Source organism: Thiobacillus sp. (assembly GCF_013693775.1).
Taxonomy (GTDB): domain Bacteria; phylum Pseudomonadota; class Gammaproteobacteria; order Burkholderiales; family Thiobacillaceae; genus Thiobacillus.
Window position 1 is genome coordinate 77,464 of the sequence record NZ_CP059257.1, and the last position, 22,659, is coordinate 100,122.

Consider the following 22,659-nt stretch of genomic DNA (forward strand, 5'->3'; position numbering starts at 1 on the left):
TCGCTCCATCAGCCCTGCAGGTTGACGCTGGTGCAAAGTTAGTCGCATCGGACAGCGGAGTCAACCGCTCGCCGCCGATTCGGCTTGGTAGATTTCGACCAAGGCGCGCCGCCCGCCGGGGCGGCCGGTTTGTGCGGGCATGGGCGGGGCGCGTATAATTCCGCTTTGCGTCCAAGGAAAACCCATGCGTGTTCTGCANAAAGCGCTGACGTTCGACGACGTCCTGCTCGTTCCCGCCCATTCCACCGTTCTTCCNCGCGATGTCAGCCTCGCCACGCAACTGACCCGCAGCATCACCCTGAATTTGCCGCTGCTTTCTGCCGCCATGGATACGGTGACCGAAGCGCGACTGGCGATTGCGCTGGCTCAGGAAGGTGGCATCGGCATCATCCACAAGAACATGAACGCCGAAATGCAGGCCGCGCAGGTCGCCGCCGTCAAGCGCTTCGAATCCGGCGTGGTCAAGGACCCGATCACCGTCGCGCCGCAGATGACCGTGCGCCAGGTGCTGGAGATTACCCGTGCGAAGCGCATTTCGGGCCTGCCGGTGATCGATGGCGGCAAGGTAGTCGGCATCGTCACCAACCGCGACCTCCGCTTCGAAACCCAGCTCGACCAACCTATCGCCAACATCATGACGCCGAAAGAGCGGCTGGTGACGGTGAAGGAAGGTGCCAACCGCGACGAGGCGATGGCCCTGCTGCACAAGCACCGGCTGGAGCGCGTGCTGGTGGTCAATGATGCGTTCGAACTGCGCGGCCTGATCACCGTCAAGGACATCCAGAAATCCAGCGAGCACCCGCTGGCGTGCAAGGACGCGATGGGCCGTCTGCGCGTGGGCGCCGCTGTCGGCACCGGCGAGGGCACCGAGGAACGCGTGGCCGCGCTGGTGGCCGCCGGGGTCGACGTGATTACGGTCGATACGGCGCATGGCCATTCCAAGGGCGTGCTCGAGCGGGTGCGCTGGGTCAAGCAGAATTTTCCCGAGGTGCAGGTCATCGGCGGCAATATCGCCACCGCGGCAGCTGCCGCAGCACTGGTCGAGCACGGCGCTGATGCGGTCAAGGTCGGCATCGGCCCCGGCTCCATCTGTACCACGCGCATGGTCGCCGGCGTCGGCGTGCCGCAGATCACCGCGGTCGCCAACGTGGCCGATGCCCTGGCGGGCAGCGGCGTGGGCGTGATCGCCGATGGCGGCATCCGCTATTCGGGCGACATTTCCAAGGCGCTGGCGGCCGGCGCCAATTGCGTCATGCTGGGTGGCCTGCTGGCCGGCACCGAGGAAGCGCCGGGCGATATCGAGCTGTTCCAGGGCCGTTCCTACAAATCCTATCGCGGCATGGGCTCNCTGGGCGCCATGCAGCAGGGTTCCTCCGACCGCTATTTCCAGGACACCGANAAAAGCGCCGAGAAGCTGGTTCCCGAAGGCGTCGAAGGCCGCGTGCCCTATAAGGGCAGCGTGCTGGCGGTGATTCACCAGCTGATGGGCGGCCTGCGCTCCAGCATGGGCTATCTGGGCGTTTCGAGCATCACCGAGATGCACGCGAAGGCCGAATTCGTCGAGATCACCGGCGCCGGTATCCGCGAGTCGCACGTGCACGACGTGCAGATCACCAAGGAAGCGCCGAATTATCGCGTCGAGTGACATGAGCACGCGGCGGATCATCGAAGCCCTGCTGCTGGCCGCAGGCATGGTCGCGGGCGCCTGGGTGCTGGGGCAGTCCCTGCTGCAGTTCAAGCAGGCCGATCGCAGCGTCGAGGTCAAGGGACTTGCCGAACGCGAAGTCCCGGCCGATACCGCCATCTGGCCGGTTGCATTCAGCGAAGCGGACAACGATTTGCCCAAGCTGTATCAGGCCCTGCAGGAAAAGAACGCGAAAATTGCCGCCTTCCTGCAGTCGAGCGGCTTCAAGCCTGACGAGATTTCAGTTTCGGCGCCGTCGATCACCGACCGCCAGGCCCAGGATTACGGTAACGCCCAGCTGGCAGAACGCCTGCGCTACAGCGGCAAATCGACGCTCACCGTCTATACCCGTCAGGTCGATCGCGTGCGTGAGGCGATGGCGCACCTGGGCGAGCTCGGCAAGCAGGGCATCGCGCTCGCCCCCGAGAACTACGAAAACCGCACGCAGTTCCTGTTCACCGGCCTCAATGCGCTGAAACCGGCCATGATCGAGGAAGCGACCAAGAATGCGCGTATCTCGGCTGAAAAATTCGCCAAGGATTCGGACAGCCGTCTGGGCAAGATCCGGCGAGCCAATCAGGGCCAGTTCTCCATCGAAGACCGCGACGCCAGCACGCCCTACATCAAGAAAGTGCGCGTGGTGTCTTCGGTCGAATACCGCCTCATCGATTAATCCTCACCGGGCCAGCCCGGCCAGCTATGCACCAGAAAATCCTCATCCTCGATTTCGGCTCCCAATACACCCAGCTCATTGCACGCCGCGTGCGCGAATCCGGCGTGTATTGCGAGTTGCATTCCCATGACGTGACCGAAGCATTCATCCGCGACTTTTCCCCTGCCGGCATCATTCTCTCTGGCGGTCCGAATTCGGTTTACGAGGAAGAAACACCGCGGGCGCCACAAATCGTGTTTGAACTGGGCGTGCCCGTACTGGGAATTTGCTACGGCATGCAGACCATGGCGGCTCAACTCGGCGGCAAGGTCGAAAACGCCACCAAGCGCGAGTTCGGTTACGCCGAGATCCGTGCGCGTGGCCATACGGCGCTGCTGCGCGACATCCAGGATCGCGTCAACGACGAGGGTCACGGTCTGCTCGACGTGTGGATGAGTCACGGCGACAAGGTGACCGCATTGCCGCCCGGCTTCAAGGTGATGGCGAGCAACGCCGCCACGCCGATCGCTGCGATGGCGGACGAGGACCGCAAGTTCTATGGCGTGCAGTTCCACCCCGAAGTCACCCACACGCTGCAGGGCAAGACCCTGCTCAACCGCTTTGTGCGCGACCTGTGCGGCTGCGCAGGCGACTGGAACATGCCCGATTACGTCGATGAAGCCATCGGCAAGGTACGTTCCGAAGTCGGCAGCGACGAGGTTATTCTGGGCTTGTCCGGCGGCGTCGATTCCTCGGTGGTCGCCGCACTGCTGCACCGCGCCATCGGCAAGCAACTCACCTGCGTGTTCGTCGACAACGGCCTGCTGCGGCTGAACGAGGCCGAGCAGGTGATGCAGACCTTCGCCGCCAACCTTGGCGTCAAGGTCATCCACGTCGACGCGCGCGAGCGCTTCATGAACGAACTCGCCGGCGTGACCGACCCCGAACAGAAACGCAAGATCATCGGCCGCGAATTCGTCCATGTGTTCCAGGAAGAGGCCGAGAAGCTGCCCAAGGCCAAGTGGCTGGCGCAGGGCACGATCTATCCGGACGTCATCGAATCGGCCAGCGCCAAGACCAAGAAGGCGCACACCATCAAGAGCCACCACAACGTCGGCGGCCTGCCCGATACGCTGCATCTCAAATTGCTGGAACCGCTGCGCGAACTGTTCAAGGACGAAGTACGCGAGCTGGGCATCGCGCTCGGCCTGCCGCACGACATGGTCTATCGGCATCCCTTCCCCGGTCCCGGTCTGGGTGTGCGCATCCTCGGCGAAGTCAAGCGCGAATACGCCGACCTGCTGCGCCAGGCGGATGCCATCTTCATCGACGAATTGCGTGCAAGCGGCTGGTATGAGAAAACCAGTCAGGCCTTCGCCGTGTTCCTGCCGGTCAAGTCAGTCGGCGTGATGGGCGACGGCCGTACCTACGACTATGTGGTTGCATTGCGAGCCGTCGTCACCAGCGATTTCATGACCGCCCACTGGGCCGAGCTGCCCTACACCCTGCTTGGCAAGGTTTCCAACCGCATCATCAACGAAGTGCGCGGCCTCAACCGTGTCGTCTACGACATCAGCGGCAAGCCGCCGGCAACGATTGAATGGGAATAATCCAGGCTTCTTCACGGGCTATCGGCGACTATCGGGAAGTTGTATTAACTTATTGATTATTATAAGTATATGTCACGACATCTATCGGTAACGATTGCTGGTAACCAGAGCAAAGTGTCGGTCAATCTGACGGTAGCCAAAAGCGGTCTCTAAGGATTAGAATTTCTACCGTCAAGCCGTTTTGGCGCATGACGGTAAAAAATCAAGCGAAAAGCTAGATTTCATGCGGGTTACGGGCGGGTTGTCATTCTGAATGTTTGTGACGGTAAAACCGTTGCGCACAAGGGAGAACACCGATGCTCACCGATACCGCACTGAAGAACCTCAAGCCCAAGAGCGCTCAATACAAGGTGGCCGACCGGGACGGCATGTACGTGACTGTCTCACCGGTCGGCACCGTCACCTTCCGTTACGACTATCGCCTCAATGGGCGCCGCGAAACTCTGACGATCGGCCGCTACGGGCCAGATGGCTTGTCGCTGGCCAGGGCGCGTGAGCGCTGCCTGGAGGCCAGGCGTGCCGTGGTTGAAGGGCGGTCGCCTTCGCAGGAGAAGCAGCGCCAGAAGCGCCGGCTTGCTGAGGCCAAGACCTTCGGCGAATTTACCGCCAGGTGGGCCGCCGAGGCGCGCATGGCCGACAGCACGCGATCCATGCGCAAGAGCATCCTCGATCGCGACATCCTGCCGGTTTTCCAGAATCGGCTGCTGACCGAGATTACGGCCGACGACCTGCGTGGGCTGTGCAACAAGGTCAAGGGCAGNGGGGCGCCGGCCACGGCGATCCACGTCCGCGATATCGTTAAACAGGTCTATGGCTTTGCCATTCTGCATGGCGAGAAGGTGGCCAACCCCGCCGACGACGTTGGCCCGTCGTCGATCGCCACCTTCGTTCCGAAGGACCGCGCGCTGTCGCCGAGCGAGATTCGCATCATGCTGTCCCAGATGGAGCATGTCGCGTCGTACCCCACCATCAAGCTCGGCCTGCGGCTGATTCTGCTCACCCTGGTGCGCAAGAGCGAGTTGATCCACGCGACGTGGGACGAGGTGGATTTTGAGAAGGCGCTATGGAGCATCCCGAAGGAACGCATGAAAGCGTCCAAAGCCCATAACATCTACTTGTCGCAGCAGGCGCTCGATATCATGGTCGCCCTGCGCACCTGTGCCGGCGGTTCGCGCTACCTGATTCCGTCGCGCTACGACGCTGACAAATGCATGTCCAACGCCACACTCAACCGGGTTACGCAACTAATAGTCGAACGCGCGAAAACGAACAGCCTGCCGCTGGAACTCTTCACCGTGCACGACCTGCGGCGCACGGGTTCGACCATCCTCAACGAGCTCGGCTTCAACAGCGACTGGATCGAGAAGTGCCTAGCACACGAAGACGGTCGCTCGTCGCGAGGCGTCTACAACAAGGCTGAATATGCCGAGCAGCGGCGTCACATGCTGCAGGAATGGGCCGACATGATTGACGCGTGGACCGCAGGCAAGTCGCACACTCCGACCTTGCTGCCGCCATCGATGAAGGTGCTCACGACGCAGGCCTTGCTTTGACAGGGCGACGCTTGCGTTGGCGTACATCGGGCGAGGGCGCCCGCTTCAGTTGATCAGAGTCTGAGGCCTGCCGCCGCGCGGCTATCCAGGCCTCCACCTCGGCCAGGTCCCACACCACGCAGCGCGCCGTCAGATTGAAGCGGCGCGGAAATTCTCCGTGTCTCTCCATATCGTAGATTGTCGTGTCGGCCAGCGGCACCATTTGACGCAACTCAGTGCGTCGAATGGTGCGTCGGAGGCGAAGAGGGTTTTTGGGCGGTAGATGCGGTAACTTGTCGTCCTCGGCGCGACAATCGTCATGCACGGTACGCTCGTGAACGGTTGCTCGCTGTGATGGGTTGTCATTCATGGTCGAGTCCAGGGTAAAAGGTAGCGACTGAAGCGTTACGATGTTTCACAGACATATGCTGACTATCGAAGCCACGATCAACAACCAGCTGCGGCGAAGCAGGGCGTACGACTACGCAATTCCATGGATAGGCACCTTAAACCTTTTGGGCCTTGGCTGTTCGGCGAGACCTTGTAAAAATCTATAGCGATGTGATTTGAAGCCATATGTTATGAGGCCATGCGAACACGAACATTACCGTGTGCCCGGGAGCCATGATGGCGGAAGCGGCCTGGGTCTGGCAATTGTGCGTAATATCGCCGAACGTCTGGGTGGAACCGTCAGACTTGAAGATCGGTCGGACAGGACGGGATTGGTTTTTGTCTACCGTCAACGTCTGTCCCCTATCTAGTCGTGCGCGCCCCCAAAAATAAAGAATCCTGTTTATCGGCAAGCGAAAACCTAAGTATTGCCACAGGACTCATGCTGACGCTATATATAGAAAGGAAGACCATGGCGATTCGGAAGGATATGGCGCTCGCTAACCGAATCAAAGACGCCAGGATTCGCGCAGGACTGAGCCAAGCCGAACTCGCCAGGCGATGTGGTGTTTCTCCGTCTCTGCTGTGCAACCTTGAAAACGGAAAGATCAAGTCATTACGCCATTCCACACTGCTTCAAATGTCAAAAACTCTTGGGGAATCGCCCGAGTGGCTCACCTTCGGGAATGGTCACACCAAGCCATCCTCTACCCGCTCGAAATTCGAGCATGACTTCTTGGTGGATTTTCATAAGCTGTCTGCGGCGGAAAGGAAGATTGTGGCCCGCATGGTCCATAGCTTGGTGATGGACAAACTGGTACAAAAATGAAAAGGGCAGCATTCCGAATGTCAGCCCAGAAGGCAGACCGCCAACTCCTGGGTTCAGGTGAGAGGCAGGCTGAGCCGTACGGCCAGCCGACCTCCAGGCGTATCGGTCAGTTCCAGTCTTCCGCCATGGGCGTGCGCGATCGCCTTGACGAGCGCGAGGCCGCCGCCTCGCTTTTCTTCACTGATGATCCGGAGCCGGTCGAAATCCACCACAGCGAGTTCTATGTCCTTTCCACCTATGACATGCCGGTGATGGGAGCGACGTTGCCGTCCCAGTCTTGAGTATATTCGGCGCTTTCCCGGACACGCGGCTTCGCGTCGTCGTTCCTATTGCCAGGCAGCCGTTAATGGCTGAATAGATGCATACGGCATCTTGCCGGAATGCGGCCGTACGAAGTCCTTCACGGAGTCTATCTGGCTCTCGGTCTGCTCCGGGATCTCCAGAGCCTTTGTCTTCTTCACCTCCATCGCGCACATCATGTTTGATCGCTATCTCAAACTTCACATGCCTATTGTTGCAAACACGAATCATTCCTGTTATAGTTTACTGATGCAGAATAGTCGCATCACACAAAGCGCGCCAGAATCTAGCCAAAGCAAGGCGGACCGACAGCCGGAGTCCATCTCTTCGGAGATGTTGTTCCAGGGATCGCGCGCATTGGTGATCGAGCATGACAACGAGCGCTATGTCCTAAGGATCACACGCCACGGCAAACTAATTCTGACGAAATAATCCGATCAGCCAGCCAACGGGTTTCTCTTACCCCTGTAGCAAGCCAACGTTTACTGAACCTTGGAATAGGGAGAAACCCCATGCATTTTCGTAACCTCGTTGCCCCCATTGCTCTGGCTGCATTGACGGCCATCCTCCCGGCGACCGCCCTGGCCGTGGAATACCCGATCGGCACGCCTCAGCAGCGCAATGGAATGGAACTCGGCGCCGTCTATCTGCAACCAGTCGAAATGGAACCGGAAGGCATGATGCGCCCGGCCAAGGATTCCGACGTGCACCTGGAAGCTGACATCCATGCCCTGGCCAACAACCCCAACGGCTTTGACGAAGGTGCATGGATGCCCTATTTGACGGTCAAGTACGAAGTCACCAAGCAGGGCGGTAACGANAAAATCAGCGGCGATTTCATGCCCATGGTGGCCAACGACGGCCCGCATTACGGCGACAACGTGAAGCTCATGGGGCCGGGCAAATATCATGTCAAGTACACCATCTATCCGCCTTCTGCCGGTTCGCATTTCGGTCGCCACATCGACCGCCTTACTGGCGTGCGCCCCTGGTTCAGGCCCTTCGAGGTGGAGTACGACTTCACCTATGTCGGCATCGGCAAGAAGGGCGGGTACTAAGCGTGTCGCATTCTTTTGCCATGAAACCTTTGGCGCTCGCCGCTGCGCTGTTTGCCGCGCTGCCGGCCCATGCCGCCTCTTCGGAGGCCGACTTGACGAAGCTTATCCAGAAGCTCAACGAGCGCCTGGATAATCTCGAAAAACGCAATGCCGAACTGGAGAAGCAAATCCAGGCCGACCACGCTGCCAAGGTGCCAGCCGACATCGAGAAGCGTGTGCAATCCCTGGAACAGGCCCAGGAACAAGTGAACAAGGCGCTGGATAGCGACGAGATCAGCCAGTATGAACCCGATCTGACCTCGCGTCTGAAGGCGGCGGAGAAGGACGTGCTGGAAACCAGGAAAGCGGTCAAGCGAACCGAAGGCCTGGAAGGGCTGAAAGTCGGGGCGAGCCTGACCACCGTGGCGCAGATGCCATCCGGCCTGCCCAAGGGTACCGCTGACGGCAACAGCCAGCTCAACTATCGTGCCGATGTCACCGCCGAACTGCCGCTGGAGCCCTTCGGCAACGTGGATCAAAAGATATTCGCCCATTTCCGCATGGGCCAAGGGCTGGGTCTCAATAGCCCCTTCGCCAACCTGGGCGCCTTTGCCAGCGCGCCCAATGCCGTGGCATTCCGCGCCAGCGGCGCCAGCCCGGACGACTCCGTGGCGATTCTCGGCCAGGCCTGGTACCAGGCCGCTATCCCGCTGCCTTTTGGCGGCTTCAAGCCGCGCTCCCGCGAAACCCTTGAGCTCACCTTCGGCAAGATGGATATCTTCGGCTTCTTCGACCGGAATGCCGGTGCCAACGACGAAAGCCGCCAGTTCCTGAATTCCATTTTCGTGCACAACCCGCTGCTGGACGCGGGCAGACAGGTCGGCGTGGATGCCAACGGCTTCCAGCCGGGCTTCGTGGCTTCTTATCTGAACGAGACCCGCAAGCCCCAAACCTGGCGCGTGTCCCTTGGCGTGTTCGGCACCGGCGTGGGCGCCAATTACCAGCGTTTCTTTTCATCCCCGCTGATCATGGCCCAGGCGGAGACCTCGCTCAGGTTCTTCGACGGCCTGACCGGCAACTACCGCCTGTATGCCTGGCAACAGGGGCAGGGCACGGAGCTAGACGGCTCCACCGCATCGCAAGGCGGCTGGGGCATTTCCGCCGACCAGCGTTTGGGCGACGGCGTGACCCTGTTCGGACGTTACGGCCAGATGGCCAAGGGCAAGGTGCCCTTCGACCGCGCCCTCACCTTGGGAGCCGAGTTCAACGGTTCCTACTGGGATCGGGGCGCCGACGCCATCGGGGTGGCCGCTGGCTGGCTGCAGGCGAGCGACGATTACCATGCTGCCGGCGGCACCCGGGATCTGCTTGGCAACGATAACCCGGCCGATGCCTCCACCTTCACCGACAATATCAACTTCACNCCCAGCGGCGCGGAAAGGGTGGCTGAAATCTACTATCGCTACCACATCACTAACCAGTTCGAGCTTTCNCCCGATTTTCAGTACGTTTGGAGAATGGGCGCCAACCCGGCCGCCAGCAACGCCATGGTGCTGGGATTGCGTGCTCAACTTTCATATTAAGGGCATCACGTGAACAGCATGACATTGCGTTTTTCTGCGTTCGTTGGCCTCGTTTCCGCCGCCCTCGCGGCGGCGGTTTTTCTGCTCGCACCTGCGCAAGCGGGCGCGGCGGAATTGCCCGCCTATACCGTGGTGGCCAAGAACGGGCGGCTGATCCCCAACATCCTTAACGTGCCTGCCGGGGTGCGCTTCAAGATTGTGGTGCGCAATGAAGGACGCGACGCGATCGAGTTCGAGAGCCTGCAACTGAGGAAAGAGAAGGTACTCGCGCCTGGCGCCGAATCCTTTGTGGTGATCGCCCCGTTGAAGCCCGGCGAGTATGACTTNTTTGACGAATTCCATCCCGACACCGGACGTAGCCGCATCGTCGTGAAATAAAAGGAGTGGCATATGGGTAATGCGCTTTTCATCGTCTGGCGGGAAACCATCGAAGCGATGCTGGTGATCGGCATTCTGCACGGATGGCTCAGCGCCCGTCCCGACGCCCGCGCCGGCTTTCCCTGGCTGTGGGGCGGAATCGCGGCAGGCCTGGGGCTTGCCCTGTTCCTAGCCGTAACGATCATGGACATCCAGTCGTGGGTGTCGGCAAATGCGCTCGAATGGTTTCAGGCTGTCATGCCGCTCGTCGCCTGTGGCCTAATTTTCCAGATGGTCTGGTGGATGCGCCGCCACGGCGCCGGTCTGAAAAGGAACTGGAAGCCGGCATGGAAAGTGCCGCCGATCGGGCCAACTGGCTGGGCATTGCGGTCCTGGCTGCGGTGGCGGTGGGACGCGAAGGCGCGGAGACGGTGGTGTTCCTCTACGGCGCGGTCAAGGGCAGCGCGAATGCCGACATTGCCCTGGGTAGCGCGACCGGTTTCCTGCTCGCCTTGGCTGCCTATTGGCTGCTTTCCCGCGGCAGCCGGTTTGTTTCGTGGCGCGCCTTTTTCCGCGTCACGGAAGTGATGCTCCTGCTGCTTGGCGGGGCGCTGCTGGTGGACGGTGCGGAAAAACTCGTCGGGCTGGAAGCGCTGCCGCCGCTGGCAGATCCGCTGTGGAACACGGCATTCCTGCTGGACGACAGTACCCGGGCAGGCGGGCTCGTGGCCGCCTTCACCGGTTACCGGGCGGCGCCATCGGGCATGGCCTACGCATTGCTCGCGGTCTACTGGGCACTTGCCCTTGGCGTGCTACTCAAATTGAAACCGATGAGGCGCAAGGCATGAATGCAGCGACAGGGCAAATCGCGGCCTCTGGCCCCGGCACCGGCCGGCTCGCCCGTCTGGGGCTCGCCATGCGACGCTACCGCAACGCCATCATCGTTGCGCAATGGCTCGTGGTGCTGGGCTATCTCATGCTGGTGGCCGTGCCGGCTTTTCTGCCCCTGCCGCCGGACCAGGCCCATATCTGGAACAACCTGACCCGCTTCGCGCAGTTCGCGTTCTGGGGCATCTGGTGGCCCTTCGTCATTCTTTCCATCATGGCACTGGGCCGGGTGTGGTGCGGAGTGTTGTGCCCGGAGGGTGCGCTTACCGAGTGGGTTTCCCGGTTCGGCCTGGGGCGCGGCATCCCGCGCTGGATGAAGTGGGGAGGGTGGCCGTTCGTGGCCTTCGTCATGACCACCGTGTTCGGGCAGATGACCAGCGTTTACGAATACCCGAAGCCCGCCCTGCTTATCCTGGGCGGCTCGACCATCGCGGCCATTGCCGTGGGGCTGATCTGGGGACGCGAGAAACGGGTCTGGTGCAAGCATCTGTGCCCCGTTTCCGGCGTGTTCGGCCTGTTGGCGAAGATCGCACCCGTCCACTTCAAGGTCGATCAATCCGCCTGGGACGCGGCGCCTGCCGGCCATCGCACCAGCCGCCAGCATGTTATCAACTGCGCCCCGCTGATCAACATCCGGCGCATGGAAAGCGCCTCGGCCTGCCATGCGTGCGGCCGCTGCGCCGGGGAACGGAACGCGGTGCAACTCGCCCTGCGTTCGCCCAATGCCGAAATACTCGGCCATCCCAGCGTCCCCGGAAACAAGGCCAGGGAGATGAACGATTGGCCTGCGCGCTTGCTGGTCTTCGGCATGCTGGGCGTGGCGCTCGGAGCCTTCCAGTGGAGCGCTTCTCCCTGGCTGGTGGCCGCGAAACAGGCTGCGGCAGGGTGGCTGGTAGACCACGAGGTCTGGTGGCCGCTCAACGAGGCAGGACACTGGTGGCTGTTCACCTACTACCCGGAGGCGAACGACGTCTTCACCTGGCTGGACGGCGGCATCCTGCTCGCCTACATCGCCGCCGAAACGCTCGTCGTCGGCGGCTGGGTGTGGGGCTGGCTCAAGCTGGCCGGCATGCTGACTGGAGTGCCTTGGCAGCGGCTAGCCCATGCACTCATCCCGTTCGCCGGGACGAGCGTTTTCGTGGGCTTGAGCCAGCTTACAACCTCCCAGCTGGCTGGCGAAAGGGTGATCCTGCCTTGGGCCAATGACGCGCGTATGGCGCTGCTGGTGCTCTCCGCCATCTGGAGTGCGAATCTTGCATGGCGTCTGGCGAAGCGTAACGGCGCCGCGGGCGCGTTGGGAATATTGGTGGCCGCAGCTTTTCCGCTTGCCGCTTGGAGCACGCAGTTTTTCGTCTGGTGATCGCCGACGGGCATCAACGAATCAATCCGCCTGATCCTCGTAGGCCAACAGACGCAAGGCATTGATCACCACGACGATGGTCGATCCCTCATGGATCAGTACCGCCAAACCAATCCCGGCCCAGCCGAACAGGGTGGCGGGAATCAGCAGCGCCACCACGCCCAGCGAGACGAACAGGTTCTGCCGGATGATGCGCCGCGATGCGCGGCTCAGGGCCACGGCGAAGGGCAGCCTGGAGAGATCGTCGGCCATCAGCGCCACGTCTGCGGTTTCCAGCGCCACGTCGGTGCCGGCGCCGCCCATGGCGATGCCGACCGTGGCGCGTGCCATGGCCGGGGCGTCGTTGACCCCGTCGCCGACCATGGCTACCCGCCCGTAGCGCTGCCCGAGTTCCTCCATGGCCGTGACCTTGTCTTCCGGCAGCAGTCCTGCGTGCACTTCGTCCAGACCCACCGCATCGGCGATGGCCCGGCCTACGCTTTCGTTGTCACCGGTGAGCATGATGGTCTTGCGGACGCCGATCCGGTGCAGGCGCGCCAGGACCTCGCGCACGCCTGGGCGCGGCGTGTCGGCCAAGGCTACGATGCCGAGGAACTGACCGTCGGCCTGGATTAGCATGATGGTTTTGCCTTTGGTGCCGAGACGTTCGACATGCTGAAGAATCACCCCGGGGATGGGTTCTCCGTCGAACAACCCGGCGTTGCCGACGATCACCTTTTNTCCGTCGAATTCGGCGCGTAATCCTTTTCCGGTCACGGCTTCGACCTCGCCGGCTTCGCCCCAACTCAAACCCCGCCGCTTCGCCTCCGTCACCACCGCCTGCGCCAGCGGATGGGCGCTGCGGCTTTCCACGGCGGCGGCGATTTTCAGCAATTCATCCGCGCTCCCGCTGACGGCGACGACGTCGGTCACCTTGGGCTTGCCGATGGTCAAGGTGCCGGTCTTGTCGAAGGCGACGGCCGTCAGCACGCCGAGATTTTCCAGATGGGCGCCGCCCTTGATCAGCACGCCGCCGGCCGCGGCGCGGGCGATGCCGGACAGCACCGCCGACGGGGTGGCGATGGCCAGCGCGCAGGGGGACGCCGCCACCAGCACCGCCATGGCGCGGTAAAACGATTCGGCGAAGGGGAAGCCGAACAGCGGCGGCAGCACGATGAGCAGCGCGGCGCCCGCCAGCACCAATGGCACGAAGATGCGCTCGAAGCGGTCGGTGAAGCGCTGGGTGGGGGATTTCTGCGTCTGCGCCTCGGCCACCATCGTGACCATGCGCGCCAGCGTGCTCTCGCGCGCCAGTCGGGTCACCTCGACCACAAGCGCACCCTCGCCGTTGACCGTGCCGGCGAACACCTTGTCGCCCGGCTGCTTGTCCACCGGCATGGATTCGCCGGTGACCGGGGACTGGTCCACCGCCGAGTTGCCCGAGGCCACCTGGCCGTCGGCGGGAATGCGCTGCCCGGGTTTGACGACTACCCGGTCGCCACGCAGCAGCGCTTCGACCCGCACTTCGGCCTCCGCACCGTCCCGCTGCACGATGGCGGTCTTGGGCGCGAGCTTCGCCAGTGCCTCGATGGCCTTGCGGGCACGGTCCATGGCCATGTGCTCCAAGGCGTGCCCCAGACTGAACAGGAACAGCAGCAGCGCGCCTTCTTCCCAGGCACCGAGCGCCGCCGCTCCGGCTGCCGCGACGATCATCAGGATGTCGATATCGAAGCTGCGGCTCTTCATGCTCTGCCAGGCGTCGCGCAGGGTGTAGAAGCCGCCCGCCGCGTAGGCACCCAGCAACAGCCCGAGCGAGAGCGTGTGCGGTGCACCGGCGAGACCCGTGAGCCAGCCGGCCAGCAACAACAGGCCGGCTACGCAGCTGAAGATCAGCTCGCGATGCTCGACGAACCAACCGGCCTCATGGCCTGTCTCCTCCAGCACGGCATAGCCGAGCGCCTGGATGCGCCGGACGATCGCCGGGCGCGCAATTTTCTCGCTGTCGAATTCCAGCCGCAGGCGTTCGGCGGCGTAGCTCACCGAAGCCTCCAGCACGCCGTCCGTGCGTTGCAAGGCATGCTCGATCACGACAGCGCAGGTGGGGCAATCCATGCCGTCGATGCGCAGGCTCTCGTGGCGAAACCGGTCACTGATCTTCGCGCCGGACGCCTGCGCCAGTTCGCGTACCCGACCCACGCTGAACTGCTGCGGGTCGTAGTGCAGGCACAGGCGGGCGCCGCCGTCTTCGTGAACCAGGTGTACTTTTCCCAGGCCCTCGGCTTGCAGTAAATTGGTCAGCCGCGCCACGCAGGCGTCGCGCTCATCGGGGATTTCCGGCAAGACCAAGGACAGCTCCAATTCAAGTTTTTCGGCCATGTTGCCGCTCCTCAAGAATCAAACGATCACAGCGGGATATGTGCTGCGTTACTGCCGGGGTTTGCCGCATTGGCCGCAAAACTGTGCGTCCGCTGTCAGTTCCGCGCCGCAGCCGGAACATTTGGCGGCCGCGAGGAAGCGCCGCATTGCCGGCAGAAGCGCGCATCGCGCGTATTGGCGTGCCGCACTTGAGGCAGGTGATTGCCGGGCTGCTGTCTTGCGGATAGCCTGGATTACCCCCATAGCCCCCATGCCTGGAACCGCCGTGATGGCCGCCCCGGTAGCTGCCGTGGTGGCCGCCGAATCCGCCCCGCATCAAATTGCCGAACATGCGTTCAAGGAATCCCATGATTTACTCCTTCAATAGTTGATTGAGATAGATAAAAATCCGATTTCGCTTACCGGGTTCAGGACGTGGGCACAGGCCATGACCTGAAACCCGGTTCGCTCATTACATTGCCGCGACAGGGATTGCCCTGACAACGTCGGTCACGAATATCCACCCTGGATCGGCCTGACCGGTGCGGGCGGTGCGCGCGATGATGCCCACCAGTTCGTCCACCTGATGGTCTTCACAGACCAGTTCCAGCTTGGATTCGTGAATGACCTCTTCGGCCAGTTCGATGGAGTAGTGCTGCTCCCTCGCGTCTACCGCCTTCAGCAGGCTCTGCACGGGGACGACGGTGAGATTGCGGCAGCCGGCGTTCGCATTGCATTGCCCCGAGTCCTTGAGGGCGCGAATCACGTCGCCGATACGGTGGTTGTGGACGTAGGCCTTGATTTCTTTCATGCGTTTTCTCCTGTCTGATGATTGCGTGCGGCCTCTTCAGGCCGCACGTTTCCGGTTTACTTTGCTTGTTTGCGTTCGCGGCGTTGTTCCACCCATTCGTACATCAACGGCAGCAACAGCAGGGTCAGCGCGGTCGAGGTGAACAGCCCGCCCACCACCACCGTCGCCAGCGGCCGCTGGGTCTCCGCGCCGACGCCGCTGGACAGCAGCATCGGCACCAGGCCGAAGATGGCGATGGAGGCTGTCATCAGCACCGGCCGCAGACGCAGTGCGGCGCCTTGCTTGACAGCTTCTCTGATTGAGAGTCCCTGTCGTCGCTGGTCGTTGAGGAAGGACACCAGCACGATGCCGTTCAGCATCGCCACCCCGAACACCGCGATGAAGCCGATCGCCGAGGGCACCGACAAGTACTGCCCGGTGACGAACAGCCCGATCACACCGCCGATGGTGGCGAACGGCACGTTGGCGATGATGAGCGTGGCGTAGGTGAGCGAATTGAACGCGGTGTAGAGCAGGATGAAGATCAGCCCGATGGTAAGCGGCACGATCACGGCCAGTTTGGCCATGGCGCGCTGCTGGTTCTCGAAGGCGCCGCCCCACTCGACCCAGTAGCCGGCCGGCATCTTCACTTCGCGTTGGATGCGCGCCTGCGCCTCCTTCACGAAGCTGTCCACGTCGCGTCCTTTGACGTCCATCTGGATCACGGCATAGCGTTGCAACTGCTCGCGCCGCACGAAGGAATAGCCTTCGTCCAGTTCCACCGTGGCCACTGCGGACAACGGCACCAGCGCGCCCGCGCGGGTGCGGATCGGGATGTTGCCGATGGCTTCCACGCTGTTGCGGAAATCGGGCGCGAGCCAGACCTGGATGTCGAAGCGCTTGACGCCGTCGATCAGGGTGGACACGGCCTTGCCGCCGATGCCGGCCTGCACCACCTCCAGGATGTCGTCGGCGTTGAGCCCCAGGCGCGCCGCCGCTTCGCGGTTGACCTTTATCACCATCTGCGGCTTGCCCTTGTTGGCTTCCAGCGCCAAATCGGCCACGCCGGGCACTTTTTCCAGGGTGGATTTGAGCTCGGCGGACAGCCGGTCCAGCGTGGCCAGGTCCTCGCCATAGAGTTTCAGCGCCAGCGTGGCGCGCACCCCGGAAATGAGCTCCTCGACGCGCATCTGGATCGGCTGCGTGGCGGCGATGACGGCGGTCGGCACCCGCTTCTCCAGCGCTGCCTGCATCTCCTGCGTCAACTCGGGAAAGGAAATCGGCTCAGGCCATTGCTCGCGCGGCTTGAGGTCGACCAGGATTTCCATGTAGTTGACGTCTGCAGTTTCGCCTTTCTCCGCGCGCCCGATCATGGCGACGGCCGATTTCACCTCCGGGAAACGCTTGAGCGCGGTTTCGATACCTTCGGAGATGCGGATCGACTCGTCCAGCGAGGTGGACGGGATACTGGTGACGCGGAACATGATGCCGCCTTCCTGCAGGGTTGGCATGAACTCCTTGCCGAGGAAGGGAAACAGCGCGAACGTTCCGATCAACAGGGCTGCCGCGCCGCCAATGACCTTGCGCTTATTCTCCAGCGCCCAGTCCAGCAGCGGGAGATAAAGCTGCTTGGCCCAGCGCACCACGAAGGTGTCCTTCTCCTCCTTGGGCTTGAGGATCAGCGAACTGAGAACAGGCACCAAAGTCATGGTGAGCACCAGCGAGCCGATCATGGCGAAGGTGATGGTGAGCGCCATGGGTTTGAACAGCTTGCCCTCCAGCCCGGTCAAGGAAAACAGCGGCAGGAACACCACGATGATGATGAGGATGGCGAAGGCGGTGGGGTTGATCACTTCGCGCGCCGCTTCCAGGATCACGTGGGTCTTGTTGACCGTCTGCCCGACCTTGTGGGAGAGCAGGCGGAAGCCGTTTTCCACCATCACCACGGCGCCGTCCACCATCATGCCGATGCCCACCGCCAGCCCGGCGAGCGACATCAGGTTGGCCGACAGCCCCCATTGCTGCATCAGGATGAAGCTGATCAGCATCGCCAGCGGCAGCGCCAGGATCACCACGATCGCGGAGCGCACCTCGCCCAGGAACAGGAACAGGATGATCGCCACCAGGATGGAGCCTTCGACGAGGGCGCTCTCGGCGGTCTTGACCGCCTTCTCCACCAGTTCGGTGCGGTCGTAGATCGGATTGATCGTCACCCNCGCGGGCAGGGCCTGCTGCACGGTCTTGAGTTTCTCTTTGACAGCGTCCACCACGTTCTTGGCGTTCTCGCCGATGCGCTGCAGGGCCATGCCGAGCACGACTTCACCACCATCCTTGGTGACCGCGCCACTGCGCAATGAAGGCGCTTCCTTGACCTCGGCCACGTCGCGCACATAGACGGGCGTGCCTTCCCTTTCGGCAACGACGATGCTGCCGATGTCCTGGGTGTTGGCCACCAGACCCAGTCCGCGCACCAGATACTGCTCCTGGCCCAGGTCGACGTATTGCCCGCCCACCTGACGGTTGTTGGCGGTCAGGGACTCCATCACTTCCTTGAAGGTCAGCCCGTACTTGATCAGCCGTCGCGGATCGATCAGCACCTGGTACTGCTTCTCGTCGCCGCCCCAGGACGTCACATCGTCCACCCCGGGCGCGGTGCGCAGCACCAGCCGCACGCTCCAGTCCTGCAGGGTGCGCAGGTCCATCCCGGAAAGTTTCTTGTCGGCCGATTCGACGGTGTACCAGAACACCTGGCCCAGGCCGGAACTGTTGGCGCCCAGCACCGGTTCGCCGTAGCCTTCCGGGATGCGGCCCTTGGCTTCCTGCAGCTTCTCGCTTACCAGACGGCGGGCGAAATAGATGTCCACGTCGTCCTTGAAATACACGCTGACATAGGACAACCCGAACAGCGACACCGAGCGGATTTCCTCCACCCCCGGCAGACCGGCCATCACGCCTTCCACCGGAAAGGTGAGCAGCTTCTCCACATCCTCGGCCGCCAGCCCAGGCGCCTCCGTGTAGATGTTCACCTGCACCGGCGTCACGTCGGGGAAGGCGTCCACCGGCACTTCGCGCCAGGCCTTCACGCCCAGCATCACCACCAGCAGAAAGGCCACCAGCACCAGTACCTTGTAGCGCAGGGAGAGATCGACAATTTTGTTCAACATGGCCGCCCCCTCAATCCGCGTCGCCGATTTGCGACTTGAGCAGACGGGCTTTGAGCGCGTAGGCGCCGCTGGTCACGACCGACTCGCCAGCCGCGACACCGGACCTGATTACGATCCGGCCCTGGATGCGCTCGCCAACTTCCACTGCGCGCGGCACGAAGCCGCCATTTTCGGCCACGAATACGGTCGGCTGGCCTTGCACCAGCAGCACCGCATCCTCCGGCAGCAGCAGCGCTTTCGCGCCCGAGCCGGTCTGGATCGCGGCCGTCGCGAACATTTCAGGCTTGAGGCGGCCGTCAGGATTCGGTACCTCCACCCGTGCCTTCACGGTGCGGCTGTCCTTGTCCACCACGCTGCTGATATAGGTGAGGCGGCCTTTGAATACCTCGCCCGGATAGGCTGATACGGTGACGCTCGCCTGCATGCCCGGCCTGATCTTGGCCAGATCTTTCTCGAACAGGTCGGCCTCGATCCACAGCGTGGAAAGGTCGGCCACGGTAAACAGCGACTGGTCGGGCGGGGCGAGTTCGCCGAGTACCGCTTTCTTCTCGATGATCGTGCCGGCGAAGGGCGCGGTAAGCGGGAAGACGGAACCGGAGAGGTTTTCCGGGTTGACGCCCATCATGCGCAGCCTGTCGGCGGCGGCACGCAATGCGGCCCGTGCTTNTTCGTGCTCGGCGCGGGCGCGCAGATAGTCCTTCTCGGGGATGATGCTGTCGGCATTCAGCCGCTGGGCGCGCGCGAAGCCGGCCTGCGCCACCGCCGCCTCGCTCGCCGCCTGCAGATAGGCCGAGCGCGCCTCGCCCAAATCGATGCTGTCGAGCATCGCCAGTGCCTGGCCCGGTTTCACCCGGTTGCCCAGGCTGGCATTCACCTTGATGATGCGACCCGGCACCCGCGGGGCAACACGAGCAAGCCTGTCCTGGTTGGCCTGGATGGTGGCGGTGACCACGATCTGGTCGGCCTTTTCCTGGAGCTCCAGTTTCTGTACCTTGATGCCCGCTTGATGGATCTCCGCGTCACTCAGATCGAGCAGTTTCCCGGCGGATTTTTCTCCCGGTTTTTCTGACGGGGATTCTTGCGCGCCCTGGTTTGCGGGTTCCGTTTTTCNCGAGACGTTTTTCTCCGGTGCCGGTTTGTCGCCGCACCCTGCAAGTAAAGTTGCCGACAGGCTGCCGGCCAGGAGCAGCGATGCCAGTTGTTTCAGGCCGCGTCTTTGTTGGCTGTGTGAGTTTTCCATGTCATGAGTTCCTGAATTCTTGAATGTCTTGTTCAGCGCGTGGCGGGCGTGGACTGCCAGCCCGCCGCCGCCTCCAGCGCCACTTGGGTCAGGCGCAAGTCGGTGCGGGCGTCGAGCAGGTCGCGCTGCCCGTCCAGCACCTGGCGGTTGACCAGTAACAGTTGCAGCAGGCCGATTTCGCCTGCGCGAAAGGAAATGGCGGAGAGACGCCGGTTTTCCTGCAGGCTGGGCAGCACCGATTCCTTGAGCCGATCTACCCGTACTTTGAGGTTGGTGAATCGTTCCCACAGGGCGATTACCTGGGCGCGCACGTCGCGGTTCGTGGCTTCGCGCTCGATCCGGGTCTGGGTGAGTTCCGTGGTCGCCCGCCCGATGCCGCCCGCGTTCCGGCGGAACANGGGAAGCGGCAGGGAAGCACTCAAGCCGACGATCTTTTCGCGGGCATCGAATGGCCCCTCCCGCCCGGTGCTGAGTCCAACCGTGACGTCCGGGTAGCGTGTCGCGCGCTCAAGGTCGAGGCGGCTCTTCGCCGCCTGTTCCCGATGGCCTAGCGCCTGCAGGACGGGCCGGCCTGCAGCAGCGTTCAGCAGGTCTTCCAGGGAGTAGGGGACGGCGGCCGGATCAAGGGCGCCCTGTACCTGCGGCAGCTCATCAGGTGGCAGTTGCAGCAAAGCGGCCAGCTCCGCGCGCGCCTGGACGAGTTGCTCATGCAGCAGCGCCACTTGGTTGCGCGCCCGTTCCGCTTCCACGCGGGCGAGGTTGCCGTCGAGCCGGCTGTCCTCTCCCGCTGCGACCCGCTTGCCGACGGCTTTGGCGGCGTCTTCGATGAGGTTGAGCGTCGACTCCTCGGTCTGGATGCGCGACTGCAGGCTCAGCACCCGCACGAAACGACTCTCCACTTCGGCGCGCACCTGCCGCCGGGTTTCCGCGATCACCTGCCGGGTCGCGGCCAGCGATTGCTCGGCTGCGGCCCGCCGGTCGCCTTGCTGGCCCGCGATTTCGAAGGTCTGGGCGAGCCCTACGTTCCACTCGCGGTTGACTTGGGTGGGATTCGAAACCTGCGGGACTTCCTTGCGGCGCCGCTCCACGGAGACCTGCGGGTTGTTCCACAGCGGCGCGCGCGCATCGCGCAGCTCGCCTTCTGCTGCGGGGATGGCGGCCTGGGCCGCGCGCAGCGTCGGGTTGGCCTCCTCGGCGCGCTGCCACGCACCCTCCAGGGTCAATGCCGCGGGGTCTGCAAACGCGACGGGGGACAATAAAAACCAGACCAACGATGCCGCGGCTGCACGGCACACCGGCCGCAACCCGCTCCGGGCGTTGCGGCATAAAAATGAAAACCTCATGCTCATTCCTTTCCAAGGCGAACACGACACCCAGCCGAAGGCGGATGCGTCTTCGCAACACAAAAATCAATGCGTTTGGAAACTAGGAGATGAGTCGCGGCGGCCGGAAAAGGCCTTCGTGGGCAGGTTCGGGAATGAACCGGGAGTTGTGGGAGGAGTAGCCTTCGACGGGCTCTGAAGACAAGCTTGGCGCCTGGCCGAACAGCCCGAGGAAATGCCCCACTTCGTGGCACCAGTGGGTACATACCGCCTTGGCTTTAGGAAACTCGCCATGACCATGGCCCGCTTGCAGGGATGGCTGCATCATCTCCGCCGGGCCGGTTTCTTGCCCGGCGAAAAACGCATCGGCCACCGCGGCGCGGTTGAACGTCCAGCCGGCCGCATTGATCAGCAAGGTGACCAGCAGGAAATACAGGAGTCGGCGTGCGGCTGCGGGATGCATGTTGCTATCTTATCTGCTTGCGTTCTTTGTGTGGCTGTTTTCTTGATTGCCCACTGTGGCGTAGGGGAATAGCTTGGCACTCTTATGGCATCCTCGTTTAAGTGATGCGCGATCCGGGTGAGGTAGGGGACCAACCCTTCAACACCCGGACCGTCCAAGGCGCCCTGGCTTAATCCCAATCCCACATGTCGTGGCCGTAACCGTAGCCGCGCTGCATGCGCTGCATCCTTTCCCGCTGTTCCTTGGTCAGAACGGCGTTCATCCGTTTCTGCGCATCGGCCCGGGCATTGAAGACCTGACGCTCGAGGTCGGTGGTTTTCCGGTACGCCTGGTCGAGCGCGGCGGGGTCCGCGCCGGAGGAATACATGTCCTGCAGCTTTCGTCTTTCCTCGAAAATCTGCTGCATCAGGGGCGCTTCTTNTTTGGCGAGATCGTCGCGAATCTTGTCGATCTTTTCAGCCTGCTCCTTCGTCAGGTCGGGTCCCCCGGAATAAGGACCTCCATATCCATAGCCACCCATCATTCCAGGACCCATGCCATAGCCACCCATCATTCCGGGTCCCATGCCATAGCCGCCCATCATTCCAGGACCCATGCCATAGCCGCCCATCATTCCGGGTCCCATGCCATAGCCACCCATCATTCCAGGACCCATGCCATAGCCACCCATCATTCCAGGACCCATCATCATTCCGCACCCATAGCCCTGGCAAGGGTATAGCGCTTGCTGCGCAAAAGCCGCGGGGGCCGTGAGCGAAAGCACTGTTAGTCCAGCCAACACGATCTTTTTCATGCTGTTTCTCCTTCGGTGATCCAGTGACACGTAACGCCCACGCAAGCATGGGCACCTAGCCACGCTTCAAGTCGTCGCGTTTCTCGATAAATTCCTCGCGATCGATTTCTCCCCGAGCATATCGTTCTTCCAGCACGTCCAGCGCTCCTTGCCTGCCATCGCGGGCGCCCGGGTTCGGACGACGGATACCGTCCCCGAAAANATATTTGAGCCCCAGCGCGATGAGCAGGATCGGCACCAGCCAAAACAGAATCATGCCGAACCACCCCATCCCCAACCCATNGCCGTATTCCCACATCGTGCAGATCTCCAGAGCTTGGTTCCGCCGCAC

22 protein-coding genes and 1 pseudogene are annotated in these 22,659 nt (G+C 62.4%); 13 read left to right on the top strand and 10 right to left on the bottom strand.

What is annotated here, in order from left to right:
- Positions 1–184: 184 nt before the first annotated feature.
- The 4 genes from guaB (at position 185) to HZY77_RS00405 (ending at position 5,499) form a co-directional block, all read left to right on the top strand.
- The gene (guaB, locus tag HZY77_RS00390; RefSeq protein ID WP_296817734.1) at positions 185–1,645 is read left to right on the top strand and encodes an IMP dehydrogenase; all 1,461 of its coding nucleotides are present in this window, start codon (positions 185–187) and stop codon (positions 1,643–1,645) included.
- A 1-nt stretch (position 1,646) separates the two neighbouring features.
- The gene (locus HZY77_RS00395) at positions 1,647–2,357 is read left to right on the top strand and encodes an SIMPL domain-containing protein (protein WP_296817736.1); all 711 of its coding nucleotides are present in this window, start codon (positions 1,647–1,649) and stop codon (positions 2,355–2,357) included.
- Positions 2,358–2,383: 26 nt separating this feature from the next.
- Positions 2,384–3,946 carry a glutamine-hydrolyzing GMP synthase gene (gene guaA / locus HZY77_RS00400; protein ID WP_296817738.1) on the top strand — a complete coding sequence of 521 codons (1,563 nt, stop codon included), beginning with the start codon at positions 2,384–2,386 and terminating at the stop codon, positions 3,944–3,946.
- Between the two features lie 296 nt (positions 3,947–4,242).
- A complete protein-coding gene (locus HZY77_RS00405) occupies positions 4,243–5,499 on the top strand; it encodes a tyrosine-type recombinase/integrase (RefSeq protein WP_296817740.1) in 1,257 nt (418 codons plus the stop codon).
- On the opposite strand, the gene HZY77_RS17675 is transcribed toward HZY77_RS00405, so the two are convergent.
- Positions 5,477–5,701 (bottom strand): AlpA family phage regulatory protein, encoded by a 225-nt coding sequence (locus HZY77_RS17675; RefSeq protein ID WP_363154585.1) that lies wholly within the window; start codon positions 5,699–5,701, stop codon positions 5,477–5,479. The two genes, HZY77_RS00405 and HZY77_RS17675, sit on opposite strands and share 23 nt — an antisense overlap.
- A 358-nt stretch (positions 5,702–6,059) precedes the next feature.
- Between HZY77_RS17675 and HZY77_RS17680 the strand changes: the two genes are divergently transcribed.
- The 9 genes and pseudogenes from HZY77_RS17680 (at position 6,060) to HZY77_RS00450 (ending at position 12,222) form a co-directional block, all read left to right on the top strand.
- A complete protein-coding gene (locus tag HZY77_RS17680; protein WP_363154076.1) occupies positions 6,060–6,239 on the top strand; it encodes an ATP-binding protein in 180 nt (59 codons plus the stop codon).
- Positions 6,240–6,241: 2 nt separating this feature from the next.
- Entirely contained in the window at positions 6,242–6,697 is a 456-nt protein-coding gene (locus HZY77_RS00415; RefSeq protein ID WP_296817742.1) for a helix-turn-helix transcriptional regulator, read from the top strand.
- 17 nt (positions 6,698–6,714) lie between these two features.
- Positions 6,715–6,978, top strand: a complete 264-nt coding sequence (locus HZY77_RS00420; protein ID WP_296657319.1) for a hypothetical protein — start codon at positions 6,715–6,717, stop codon at positions 6,976–6,978.
- 352 nt (positions 6,979–7,330) lie between these two features.
- Complete coding sequence (gene hemP, locus HZY77_RS00425) at positions 7,331–7,429, top strand: hemin uptake protein HemP (protein ID WP_296657470.1); 99 nt, start codon at positions 7,331–7,333, stop codon at positions 7,427–7,429.
- An 80-nt stretch (positions 7,430–7,509) separates the two neighbouring features.
- Positions 7,510–8,055: an iron transporter gene (locus HZY77_RS00430; RefSeq protein WP_296817745.1), complete on the top strand. Its 546-nt coding sequence runs from the start codon at positions 7,510–7,512 to the stop codon at positions 8,053–8,055.
- Positions 8,056–8,075: 20 nt separating this feature from the next.
- Positions 8,076–9,617, top strand: a complete 1,542-nt coding sequence (locus HZY77_RS00435; RefSeq protein WP_296657325.1) for a carbohydrate porin — start codon at positions 8,076–8,078, stop codon at positions 9,615–9,617.
- Positions 9,618–9,635: 18 nt separating this feature from the next.
- On the top strand, positions 9,636–9,995 hold the full coding sequence (locus HZY77_RS00440) for a cupredoxin domain-containing protein (protein ID WP_296820767.1): 360 nt from the start codon (positions 9,636–9,638) through the stop codon (positions 9,993–9,995).
- A gap of 57 nt (positions 9,996–10,052) precedes the next feature.
- Positions 10,053–10,822: pseudogene (locus HZY77_RS00445) on the top strand (FTR1 family protein).
- On the top strand, positions 10,819–12,222 hold the full coding sequence (locus HZY77_RS00450) for a 4Fe-4S binding protein (RefSeq protein WP_296657332.1): 1,404 nt from the start codon (positions 10,819–10,821) through the stop codon (positions 12,220–12,222). The pseudogene HZY77_RS00445 and the gene HZY77_RS00450 overlap by 4 nt, the downstream one beginning before the upstream one ends.
- A gap of 21 nt (positions 12,223–12,243) precedes the next feature.
- On the opposite strand, the gene HZY77_RS00455 is transcribed toward HZY77_RS00450, so the two are convergent.
- The 9 genes from HZY77_RS00455 to HZY77_RS00495 all read right to left on the bottom strand — a co-directional run bounded on the left by HZY77_RS00455 (position 12,244) and on the right by HZY77_RS00495 (position 22,626).
- Positions 12,244–14,577 carry a heavy metal translocating P-type ATPase gene (locus tag HZY77_RS00455; RefSeq protein ID WP_296817750.1) on the bottom strand — a complete coding sequence of 778 codons (2,334 nt, stop codon included), beginning with the start codon at positions 14,575–14,577 and terminating at the stop codon, positions 12,244–12,246.
- 48 nt (positions 14,578–14,625) lie between these two features.
- Positions 14,626–14,829: a zinc ribbon domain-containing protein gene (locus tag HZY77_RS17685; RefSeq protein WP_363154079.1), complete on the bottom strand. Its 204-nt coding sequence runs from the start codon at positions 14,827–14,829 to the stop codon at positions 14,626–14,628.
- A gap of 199 nt (positions 14,830–15,028) precedes the next feature.
- Entirely contained in the window at positions 15,029–15,367 is a 339-nt protein-coding gene (locus tag HZY77_RS00465; RefSeq protein WP_296817755.1) for a P-II family nitrogen regulator, read from the bottom strand.
- 56 nt (positions 15,368–15,423) lie between these two features.
- Positions 15,424–18,510, bottom strand: a complete 3,087-nt coding sequence (locus tag HZY77_RS00470) for a CusA/CzcA family heavy metal efflux RND transporter (protein ID WP_296817757.1) — start codon at positions 18,508–18,510, stop codon at positions 15,424–15,426.
- 10 nt (positions 18,511–18,520) lie between these two features.
- Positions 18,521–19,750, bottom strand: a complete 1,230-nt coding sequence (locus tag HZY77_RS00475; RefSeq protein ID WP_296817759.1) for an efflux RND transporter periplasmic adaptor subunit — start codon at positions 19,748–19,750, stop codon at positions 18,521–18,523.
- A 32-nt stretch (positions 19,751–19,782) separates the two neighbouring features.
- Entirely contained in the window at positions 19,783–21,093 is a 1,311-nt protein-coding gene (locus HZY77_RS00480; protein WP_296817761.1) for a TolC family protein, read from the bottom strand.
- 82 nt (positions 21,094–21,175) lie between these two features.
- A complete protein-coding gene (locus HZY77_RS00485; protein ID WP_296768651.1) occupies positions 21,176–21,535 on the bottom strand; it encodes a hypothetical protein in 360 nt (119 codons plus the stop codon).
- Between the two features lie 169 nt (positions 21,536–21,704).
- Positions 21,705–22,328, bottom strand: a complete 624-nt coding sequence (locus HZY77_RS00490; RefSeq protein WP_296817764.1) for a Spy/CpxP family protein refolding chaperone — start codon at positions 22,326–22,328, stop codon at positions 21,705–21,707.
- A gap of 55 nt (positions 22,329–22,383) precedes the next feature.
- Positions 22,384–22,626: an SHOCT domain-containing protein gene (locus HZY77_RS00495; protein ID WP_296817767.1), complete on the bottom strand. Its 243-nt coding sequence runs from the start codon at positions 22,624–22,626 to the stop codon at positions 22,384–22,386.
- Between the last annotated feature and the right edge of the window lie 33 nt (positions 22,627–22,659).